The following is a 10,238-nucleotide window of genomic DNA, read 5'->3' on the forward strand; positions in this document are numbered from 1 at the left end:
GCTCGTCAATCAAGCGCGACACGCCCTCGATGACCACAGGCTTGGTCTCATGACTTATCGTCACATTCGCCTGACGGGCGACCTGTTCAAGACGCTGCTCGACCGCGTAGATGGCACGCGAGAGCTCAATAGGCTCCGTGGACCCAATGGGCACCGCCTCGCCCTCAGCTGCACGCTCGGCCTCGTCCAAGTTAGACAGCGTAAGGATATCGTTGACAAGCGCTGCCAAGCGGCCCGCCTCACGATAGATGCGACCGCCAAAGTTGCGCAGGTCGCCCTCGCCCTCGACCATGCCGTTTGCGATGAGCTCGGCATAGCCCGAAATCGCCGTAAGCGGCGTCTTGAGCTCATGGGTGATATTCGCCGTGAACTCGCGGCGCATACGGTCGTTGTCCGCCAGCACCGCCATTTGGCGCTTGAGCTCCTGGCGCTGCGACTCAATACGCTCAAGCATGGGGACCATCTCGGCATAGGCGTGCTCATAGCTACGGCGTGGGTGGTCCAAATCCACCTCTTGCAAAGGCGCGATGATGGCACGGGACTCGCGGCGCGCCATAAAAAACGAGAGTACCGCACCCGCTGCTGCGATAAGCAGCATCGGCGCCACCATCGACAGCAAAATCGCCGCAACGCCAGGCTGGGCCTGCGCCAAGCGGACAACCTGGCCGTTATCAAGGGCGACGGCGCGATACAGCATAATCTCGTCGAGCGTAGAGCTTGCGCGCTCCGCGGAACCCGAACCACTCTCAAAGGCCTCGATGACCTCGGGGCGATCGCCATGGTTGGGCAGTGTGGAAGGCGGCGCCTCGTTGTCGTAGGCAACCGATCCATCCTTGTTAATCAGCGTGATGCGCAAGTCCTCTCGATCGAGGCTACGCAAGAACGGGATGGGCTCCTGCTGCTCGTCGAGGGCGGCAGCAATGAGCTCGGTTTCTTGCGCCAGGTTGGCACTCGTGGCATCCGCCAAGGTGTTTTGCACAAAGAACGCACCCAGCACCGTAAACGCCACGATAACCGCCATGGCGCAGACAAAGATCGTCACAAAAACGCGGTGCGACAGCGTATGTTTTCCCTGGGGGGCGAAGACCACGGGTTACTCCTCCGATGCGGTGGCCGCGGTGTCGTCACCTTCGGCACCATCACCGGCAGAAGGCTCGGCCAAGCGGTAGCCCACGCCGCGCACGGTCTCGATGGCGCTGGCATGCTCGCCCAGTTTTTGGCGAAGCGTCTGCACGTGCACGTCAACGGTGCGCGAACCGCCGTCGAAGTCCCAGCCCCACACGCTCTGCAGCAACGACTCGCGGGTAAAGACCACGCCGGGCTTGCGCATGAGGTACTCGAGCAGGTCGAACTCGCGCAGGGTGAGCTTAAGCGGCTCGCCGGCAACGGTCACCTCGCGATGGCTGGGCGAGAGCACGATGTCGCCCACGCTGAGCACATCGCTCGCCTGCTTGACCATGCCGCCGCGACGCAGCAGTGCGCGGCAGCGGCTCGCAAGCTCCATGAGCGAAAACGGCTTAGTCAGGTAATCGTCGGCACCGCCATCGAGCGCCATCACCTTGTCGAGCTCGGTATCCTTGGCGGTAAGCATCATGATGGGCACCGTCGCCGTCAGGCGATCGGCACGCAGTCGACGCATAATCGCCAAGCCATCGGTATCGGGCAGCATGATGTCGAGCAGGACGGCATCGGGTACCCGTCGCGCCACGGCAGCCTTAAACTCACCGTCGCACGAAAAGCCTTCGGCCTCAATCCCCTGCTTGCGCAGTGCATAGACCGTCAAATCCCTGATGTTGTCATCGTCCTCGACGTAATAGATCATGTTGAACCCCTTTGCGGCCGGCATGACCGCATCTTAACCCTAAAGGTACCTTTTCTAGATGGTATCAGCCAAAACGTCCCGTCAAATAATCCGCCGTGCGCGGATCGGTCGGATTCTTGAAGAGTTGCGCGGTGGGCGCGTGCTCCACCAGCTCACCCAGCAAAAAGAATGCGACCGAATCGGAGATACGCGCCGCCTGCTGCATATTGTGCGTAACGACCACGAGCGTGCAGGTCTCTTTGAGCTCGCAGGCCAGCTGCTCCACCACCAGCGTCGACACAGGGTCGAGTGCCGAGGTCGGCTCGTCCATCAGCAGAATGTCGGGCTGCACGGCAAGTGCGCGGGCGATGCACAGACGCTGCTGCTGGCCGCCCGAAAGACCCAGACCCGACTCTTTGAGCTTGTCCTTGGCCTCGTCCCACAGGGCGGCGCGTCGCAGGGAGTCTTCGACCAGCTCGTCGAGCACGACGCGATCGCGCACTCCCATTCCGCGCGGACCATACGCGACGTTGTCGTAGATGCTCATGGGAAACGGGTTGGGGCGCTGGAACACCATGCCCACGCGCTGGCGAAGGCGGCAGATGTCGTAGTCGCCCAGGATATCTTGACCATCGAGCGCAATCTTGCCCTCGATTCGGCAGTCCTTGATGCCGTCGTTCATGCGGTTAAAGCAGCGCAGCAACGTGGACTTTCCGCAGCCCGAAGGCCCGATGAACGAGGTAATCTGCTTGTCGCGGATCTTGATATTCACGTCCTTGAGCGCATGGTGGTCGCCATAGAACAGGTCGAGGCCCTCAACATCGATTCGCGTCGGCGAGGCGGCAAGATCCTCTGCCGTGGGGCGAGTCGCATCCCCAACCTCGCGCTCGTGCGCGGCCTCGGCCTGCGCTTTCATGAGTTCTTCAAGCTCCGTGGGCTCCACAGCCGCAGCAGCCGTCATACCGCATACCTCCACATCGATATCAATTCAGCAGTATCGATAGTAGGAATCGCGGCTCATATGCACGTGAGCGCATTGTCAAGTGTTTGTAAGGGCACACTGGCTATGCGGCGGGCAGCTCGATGGTGAATATCGTGTGTTCGGGCGTCGATTCACATGCAACGGTACCGCCGTGCGCGCATACGATCTCCTTGGCGATGGCAAGCCCCAGTCCAGCGCCGCCGCGATTGGTCGCACGCGCCGCATCCAGGCGATAGAACTTCTCAAAGATCACCTTGAGCTTTGGCTCGGGGATCGGATCGCCCTGGTTCACAAATCGTACGCGTACGCCACCGTCGCCCAAACGCCTGGCCTCGATCGTAATTGTCGAGCCTTCATAGCTATAGGCAACGGCGTTTTTCATGATGTTATTGAATACGCGAGCCATCTTGTCGCCGTCCACGAGCACCGTCAGGTCCTCGCAGATATCAACCTGGGCTTCCTTGCGCTGTTCGTTGAGAATGGGATAGAACTCGTCGGCCACCTGCGCCAGCAATAGCCCCAAATCGACGTAAGCGCGGGTGAGCACGATATCGTGGAAATCAAAACGCGTGATGTCGAAAAACTCCTCGATGAGCGCGTCGAGCCGATGGGCTTTGTCGAGCGCCACGCCCGTAAAGCGTGCACGCTGCTCAAGCGGCAAATCGGGAGCCTCCTGCAGGAGCGAAAGATAGCCCACCACGCTGGCAAGCGGCGTGCGCAGGTCGTGCGCCAGGTACGTAACCAGGTCATCTTTGCGATGCGATTCGTCGCGCAAGGCCTGTTGAACCTTACGCTCGCAATCGCGCGCCCGGTTGAGCGCACCCTCGACCTCGAGAAAGTCGCCGTCGATGGTATCCCACGTGTCGGGGTTGTCGATCAGACGGTCCTGAATACGGGCGGCGATCACGCGGTCGGCACGCTGCTCGCCTTGCTCATAACCCTGGTAATACAGGGCACGCCCGCAAAAGAACAGGACACACACGGCGAGTGCCAGCACAAAGCCGAGCATGTTGAACACAAAGGCGGCATTAAAGAACACGGGCCCGCCAATACCGCCAAGCGCCATGGCCCCGATCGCCAGCGTAGTCGTCCACGCGGCACCGCCGATTACCACGCAGCGGCGAACGATTTCAAATCGATCGATCAGCAAGAAGCTAATGAGCAGAACTGCCAGGATACCAACGATATTGTCAATGCCAATGAGTAGCAGACTCAGCAAAAAGAGCAGCACCGTCGCAAGCGCACGGTTGTCGACGACCGCCCTTATGTATTCAAAGAGTCGATCGGGCACCTCGAATACCCGCCTATCGTCTTTTGTCATATCCACTTCCCCACCATCAAAGGCGTTATTCGATTATGTAGCCAACGCCCCAGACGTTTTTGATAAAGCGCGGCTTTTGAGCATCGTCGCCGATCTTTTCACGCAGATGGCGGATGTGCACCATCACCGTATTGTTGGAGCCGGGCATAAAATCCTCGTTCCACACCGCGCGGAACAGGTCCCCCACGGCCACCACGCTGCCACGATGCTCGACCAGATACAGCAAGATGGAATACTCGATGGGCGTGAGGCGCACCGGTGCACCGTCCACCGTCACACAACGAGCGTCGCGGTTGATCTCGAGGCCGTCGAGCTGGATGGTCGGCGACTCGACCGCCTGTGCGCGGCTGTCGTAGCTAGTGTAACGACGGAGCTGAGCATGAACGCGCGCAATGAGCTCCAGCGGACGGAACGGCTTGACCACGTAATCGTCTGCGCCCAACGAGAGGCCCTCGATCTTGTCATGTTGGGCATCGCGCGCCGTCAGCATAATAACGGGATAGGTATGGCTAGCGCGGATGGTGCGCAGCAGCTCAAAGCCGTCGATATCGGGCAGCATGACGTCCAGCAGCGCCAGATCGAACTCCTGCTCCAAAATCGCCTTGGCAGCATCTGCGCCGCTATAGGCAATCTGCACATCAAAGCCCTCTTTTGTAAGGTAGATACCGACCAGGTCGGCGATGGCCTTCTCATCATCAACTACCAAAATGCGCTCGTTCATGCGTGCTCCTCTCGCGCTCCATTATGCCCGAGGCAGTGTGCGCCACACACAACAAGCGCGGGCGATTAAGTCGACCTTAAGCACCTATATGTCCGTTCGGGCGCAGACATGGGCCGCGCACGCCCGCGCACTGATTGTCCGCGCCGGTAAACGATATACTTTGAACTCTAAAGAGACCATCCCGTCGAAAGCGAAATCTGTGAAGACCCTTAGTTCTCTTGTAAAGCGCTCCGCGCAACTGACCACCGGCATTGCCTGCGCTCTCGCCCTTGCTGCCGGTGCGCCGTCTATCGCCAATGCCCAGGTGCTTACGACCGATATCGTTTGCGGTAAGACCGCCGACGCCCGCGGCATCACGGCCGATAATCTGCCCGATATCGATGCGACCAACGCCATCGTCATGAGTAAGGACGGTTCCATCTATTACGCCCGCAGTGCCGACGAGCAGGTCAAGATCGCCTCAATCACCAAGGTCATGACCGCAATCTTGACCATCGAGAACTGCAAGATGGACGAGAAGGTCACGGTGAGCAGCGCCGCGGCAACCGTGGGCAATTCGACCGCCGGCCTGCTCGAAGGCGACGAGCTCACAGTGGAACAGGCCCTGCGCGGTCTGATGATTCCCTCGGGCAATGACGCCGCCATCGTGCTTGCCGAGCATGTGGGCAAAAAGATCGACCCCAAGACCAAAGATGCTGAGGCCACGTTTGTCAAGGCCATGAACGAGCGCGCTAAAGAGCTCGGCTGCACGGGAACTCTTTTTGAGAATCCGCACGGTCTGGACTTTGATGAGTGGGCCGGCGACATGCACTCGACCGCGCACGATGCGGCCCTGATGATGCAGGAAGCAATGAAGAGCGATGCGTTCCGCGAGATCGTGGCGAGCGATGATTCCTGGATTGAGGTTACAGGCGCCGATGGCTCCGACCACTCACATTCAATGGATACGCACAACGAGCTGCTGGGGCAGGACGGCAATATCGGCGGCAAGACCGGCACTACCGACGATGCCGGCTACTGCTTTACGGCAGCCTACGACCGCGATGGCGACGAGACCTATACCGTCGTTTTGAACTCCAGCACCAACGACCAGCGCTTTGCCGACACGGCCGCCCTTGCCAACTGGTACTACGGCCACAAGGTGACGGTTGCGATCGCCAACACGCAGGAAAAGACCGCCAACGGCAATCCGCTCATCGCGCGCATAAGCCAGACCGACTGGACGGACAAGACGATCGACGCCACACTCGCCGATCCCGCAGCTCAGGCGACCATCTTTTCGCTTGCCGGAGAAGTAACCGAAAAGGTTGCCTACGATGACCTTTCGGGCACGGTGCATGTGGGCGACAAAGTAGGTAGCCTCACGCTCAAACAAGACGGCATCAAGGTCGTTGTCACGGATTTGGTTGCCGATGAGGAAGGCTCGGGGCCGAATCCCATTGAATGGCTTCTTGTGAAGCTCGACCGCCTGAGTCGTCGCATCGAAAACCGTCCGCTTGCGGCAGAAAGCGAAACCGTAGCCAAGGCACCCGAGGTGTAGGATCGAAGAACAATACGCTCGCTGAAAGGAGACGTCCGAAAGGATGCCTCCTTTTTGAGGGTTCGAATCCCCAGCCGCCATTCTTGATAATAAAAAAGGGCCCCAAATGGGACCCTTCTACAAATTCATACTGGCGGAGAGCTGGGGATTCGAACCCCAGATGCCCTTTTGGGGCATACTCGCTTAGCAGGCGAGCACCTTCGGCCTCTCGGTCAGCTCTCCGTAACAGCCGTTCTATAGTAACCAAACAGCCGAAGTTGAGCAAGAGGGAATTTTCTAATTGCCTAGCGGCCTTTCCTCCTTGCAGTTTTCGCCCCTACCCCAGCGAGCGATTGAGGGAGCCGAGCTCATCGTTGCCCATGGTGCGCCACATTTGGAAGATGCAGACGCGCGCCAGGAAAAAGAAGCCGCTATCGACCAACTGCACGGCAGCATCCGCCAGCTGGTTGGCCACGGCGGACACGGGAGGCAATTCAAGCCCAGCCTTGCGGATGGTCTCGACGGCCTCCTCAAACGTCGGAGGCTCATTGACACCCATCTCATTCATAAGGCCCTGCATTTCCTCCAGTGCGTTGCTACCCGACTCCTCGCCGCGCGGTACCAGGCGGTAGCATGCCAGCGCGAGCTCGAGCTGGTCGCAGTTCCAATAGGCAAACGCCAAGCGATAGAACAGATAACCGATTGCGGAACGGTCGCTGGCAATGCGCAGGCCGTGGCGCGCCACCTCGATAATCTCGTCAAAGCGTTCCAGGCGCGCCAACACGTTGATGAGCGCAAAGTGCGATTGCATGGACGAGCGAGCCAGATCGTAAAGACGACGCACCTCGGGCAATGCCCGTTCAAAATCCTCCTGATCGGCGTAATAACTGCAGATCTCGTGCTGAGCAAAGTAGAGCGCGTCGGGAGCGCGCAGGATGCGCACCGAGCGATCTTCCTCCATTACCGGCAGCACCATACGCACCAGCTGGTTGTCGCAAAACTGCGTCTGAACCGGACCCGTTGCCAAAAGCTCGGCGACGGCGCACTTTGCCTCCAGCTCCTCAACAAGACGGGAGAAGCCCTCAAACGCACTTGCATGGTCAACTTTTACCTGCTCGCGCAACTCAACGACGCGCGCCACATACGGGTCATCGTCCTCCTCCATGACCTCTAGCTCATCAGCCGTATCGGCAAGCAGCAGGTCGCGCAACGCCGGCGGCAGCGAACGGTGGTCGTCACGCGGGCGAGCGTGAACCTCCGCAGGCTCAATCGCATCCGGTGCGTCCGACTCATATGCCTCAAGCATGCGCTTGCACGGCATATCGTCCATGTCCATGCTCTCAAGATCCTTGGCGACAGGCACGCAATTGGCCAGATAGGCCGCACGCCCAAAGGAATATGTTGCAATGACGCGCTCGCCCCGCTCGCCGTCGGGAGCCGCAATCTGAACATAGCAGCGCGAAATGCAGGCACCTGCGGCAAAACACGCCGCCGCAAGCGTAAGCGCCACGCGCGCGTCGTGCTCCGCGGCCCAAGTCGCGCGCATGTCCACGTCTAGCTCGCGCCAGACGTCATCCTGAGCGTCGTATTCACGTTGCGGCATGGCATCCACGACAGAGCGCCCAAACCGAACGAGCATAATCCCCTCGGCAACGTTTGCCCGATAGGTATAGTCGAGCCGTGTGACCACGTTGAGTGCCTCGACGATATGCGCGAAGCGGGTGCGCACGTCCCACTCACCGCCCGGCTGACAAGTCACCGTCCCCGGTTTGGCCCATGGGTTATCGCTCGAGGTCGTATCGAGCAGTCGAGGAACATCGTTGGTCGTCTTGGCAATATGCCACGCGTCAAAGAGCGCACAACCCTCAAAGCTCGGCGAGGACGCCGCGGGGACCAATCCAGCCCCAATGCGCTCAAGGATGCCGGAGAGGCGGTTGAGATGGCACTCGACGGCAAGCAGCATGTCAATCTCGTCCTGGTCCAGCAGACTACGATCAAAATTGAGATAGAAAAGCTTTGAGCGGTCGATGCGCGCTAGGCTCATTTCGGACTTGGCAGCAATGGTGCGCAGGCGGGGCAAGTCAATCTCGCTCATCAGGGCGGCGGCATAACGCTCGATACCGCTCGGATTCTCGGCATGGTCAACACGGTAAAGCAGCGTCTCGATAGCATCGGGGAGCGGCGCCGTGTCAAAGCCCAAAAACACCTCGACCGGCTCGGGCAACTTTACGAGTTTGATCTTGTCGACAGCGTTTTGCATGTCTGCATCGAGACCGTCGACGCCCGCCGTGTTCGCAATAGTGCTTTCGGAGTTGGCAAATATCACGTAGCGCAAGAACATCGAGGCCATAAACTCGCCGTAAGGAAGGGCGCGGGTCGAATTCCATGTCTCGAGGTCGGACTGCTCGCGCATGGGGCCTTCGGGAGAGCCGGCAGTTCGCGCACACGCGCGCATTGCTCCGTTGGCCTCCCTCACCATAATCTCGCCAATACTGGAATCGGACTCGTGAAGGACCAGCTCCATGTCGGGGTCCTCGGGCAACGGTGCTTCCCGAACAGGGCGGTCAACCTTATAAACCTTGCCCGACACGCTCACGTAGCCCAAGAGCGATATGTGGCTTTTGCCGACGAATTCGACGACGTAGCACGACTCTTTAGGATCCTCGCCAAAGACTTTCCAGACAACACCATACGAGCGCCCCGCAGGCTGCTCGGGCATCGATGGAAAACGCTTTTTGGGATCGAAAAACCTGAGCTTGTATGTCGGACGCTCTGCCACGAAATATCACCCTGATCGGTCGTCTAGAGAAGGAGCGGTCGCGGATGGGCCGCGACACCTACTCGGAATCTTACACGAGTCGATAAGAAATAGTCCGCTTCACGCTCGCGCCTCGACCGAGGTTCGAATCCATGCATGGTTGTCAAAAAGAAAAGCCCCCGTTTCCGGAGGCTTCAAGTTCAAATGGTGCGGCGTATAGGATTCCGCGCATCCGCTTCGCGGATCCGCACCGGCTTCGCCCGCCTGCCGGCGTGCTCGCCCGCTCGCTACGGACGCTCCGCGTCCGCTTCACGCTCGCGCCTCGACCGAGGTTCGAATCCATGCATGGTTGCCATAAAAGAAAAGCCCCCGTTTCCGGAGGCTTCAAGCTCAAGTGGTGCGGCGTATAGGATTCGAACCTATGACGTTCTGATTCGTAGTCAGACCCTCTATCCAGCTGAGGTAACGCCGCGACTTGTTGATTATTATGCACAGGGACTGAATAATGGTCAAGCATTTTTTCAAAAAAAGTTATTGAATTTGATTTTTGCTCATTTGGGACACTTGGCGCGATCTTCGACGCATCGCGATATAAGAAAAGCCCCCGTTGCCGGGAGCTTCAAGATCAATTGGTGCGGCGTATAGGATTCCGCGCATCCGCTTCGCGGATCCGCGCCGGCTTCGCCCGCCTGGCGGCGTGCTCGCCCGCTCGCTAAAAACGCTTCGCGTTTTCTTTACGCTCGCGCCTCGACCGAGGTTCGAATCTCCGCAATGCTCCCATATAAGAAAAGCCCCCGTTGCCGGGAGCTTCAAGATCAATTGGTGCGGCGTATAGGATTCGAACCTATGACGTTCTGATTCGTAGTCAGACCCTCTATCCAGCTGAGGTAACGCCGCAACGCACGGATTATTATGCACGCGAGCCCCCGATGGGTCAAGCGATAATTTGAAAAAATTTTACGAAGTAGTGATTAAACCGTTCGTGCCTCGACCGAGGTTCGAATCCATGCGGTGTTGCCATAAAAGAAAAGCCCCCGTTGCCGGAGGCTTCAAGTTCGATTGGTGCGGCGTATAGGATTCGAACCTATGACGTTCTGATTCGTAGTCAGACCCTCTATCCAGCTGAGGTAACGCCG

At 59.0% G+C, this 10,238-nt stretch carries 7 protein-coding genes and 3 tRNA genes; 1 reads left to right on the forward strand and 9 read right to left on the reverse strand.

The window, feature by feature from the left end; all coding sequences use genetic code 11:
• The 5 genes from ABHR75_RS08770 to ABHR75_RS08790 all read right to left on the reverse strand — a co-directional run.
• A partial coding sequence (locus ABHR75_RS08770; RefSeq protein WP_346964137.1) for a histidine kinase dimerization/phospho-acceptor domain-containing protein occupies positions 1–1,090 on the reverse strand: 1,090 nt, incomplete at its 3' end.
• 3 nt (positions 1,091–1,093) lie between these two features.
• Positions 1,094–1,822: a response regulator transcription factor gene (locus ABHR75_RS08775; protein WP_089572665.1), complete on the reverse strand. Its 729-nt coding sequence runs from the start codon at positions 1,820–1,822 to the stop codon at positions 1,094–1,096.
• Between the two features lie 64 nt (positions 1,823–1,886).
• On the reverse strand, positions 1,887–2,762 hold the full coding sequence (pstB, locus tag ABHR75_RS08780; protein ID WP_006234803.1) for a phosphate ABC transporter ATP-binding protein PstB: 876 nt from the start codon (positions 2,760–2,762) through the stop codon (positions 1,887–1,889).
• Between the two features lie 103 nt (positions 2,763–2,865).
• Positions 2,866–4,104: a sensor histidine kinase gene (locus tag ABHR75_RS08785; protein ID WP_195568357.1), complete on the reverse strand. Its 1,239-nt coding sequence runs from the start codon at positions 4,102–4,104 to the stop codon at positions 2,866–2,868.
• A 25-nt stretch (positions 4,105–4,129) separates the two neighbouring features.
• Positions 4,130–4,825 carry a response regulator transcription factor gene (locus ABHR75_RS08790; protein ID WP_195568358.1) on the reverse strand — a complete coding sequence of 232 codons (696 nt, stop codon included), beginning with the start codon at positions 4,823–4,825 and terminating at the stop codon, positions 4,130–4,132.
• A 199-nt stretch (positions 4,826–5,024) separates the two neighbouring features.
• Between ABHR75_RS08790 and ABHR75_RS08795 the strand changes: the two genes are divergently transcribed.
• A complete protein-coding gene (locus ABHR75_RS08795; RefSeq protein WP_195624894.1) occupies positions 5,025–6,365 on the forward strand; it encodes a D-alanyl-D-alanine carboxypeptidase family protein in 1,341 nt (446 codons plus the stop codon).
• Positions 6,366–6,496: 131 nt separating this feature from the next.
• Here the strand turns inward: ABHR75_RS08795 and ABHR75_RS08800 are convergent.
• The 4 genes from ABHR75_RS08800 to ABHR75_RS08815 form a co-directional block, all read right to left on the reverse strand.
• Positions 6,497–6,587: transfer RNA gene (locus ABHR75_RS08800), tRNA-Ser, on the reverse strand.
• A gap of 94 nt (positions 6,588–6,681) precedes the next feature.
• Complete coding sequence (locus ABHR75_RS08805) at positions 6,682–9,123, reverse strand: tetratricopeptide repeat protein (RefSeq protein ID WP_195568360.1); 2,442 nt, start codon at positions 9,121–9,123, stop codon at positions 6,682–6,684.
• Positions 9,124–9,497: 374 nt separating this feature from the next.
• Positions 9,498–9,574 (reverse strand) — tRNA-Arg (locus ABHR75_RS08810).
• A gap of 348 nt (positions 9,575–9,922) precedes the next feature.
• Positions 9,923–9,999: transfer RNA gene (locus tag ABHR75_RS08815), tRNA-Arg, on the reverse strand.
• Positions 10,000–10,238 lie beyond the last annotated feature (239 nt).

It is taken from the genome of Collinsella aerofaciens (assembly GCF_039752955.1).
Classification (GTDB): domain Bacteria; phylum Actinomycetota; class Coriobacteriia; order Coriobacteriales; family Coriobacteriaceae; genus Collinsella; species Collinsella aerofaciens_BI.

What these genes read in the sequence shown, in the direction of transcription:
- ABHR75_RS08785 (WP_195568357.1), bottom strand. Translation starts at nt 4,104, where the DNA reads ATGACAAAAGACGATAGGCGGGTATTCGAGGTGCCCGATCGACTCTTT.
- ABHR75_RS08790 (WP_195568358.1), bottom strand. Translation starts at nt 4,825, where the DNA reads ATGAACGAGCGCATTTTGGTAGTTGATGATGAGAAGGCCATCGCCGAC.
- ABHR75_RS08775 (WP_089572665.1), bottom strand. Translation starts at nt 1,822, where the DNA reads ATGATCTATTACGTCGAGGACGATGACAACATCAGGGATTTGACGGTC.
- pstB (WP_006234803.1), bottom strand. Translation starts at nt 2,762, where the DNA reads ATGACGGCTGCTGCGGCTGTGGAGCCCACGGAGCTTGAAGAACTCATG.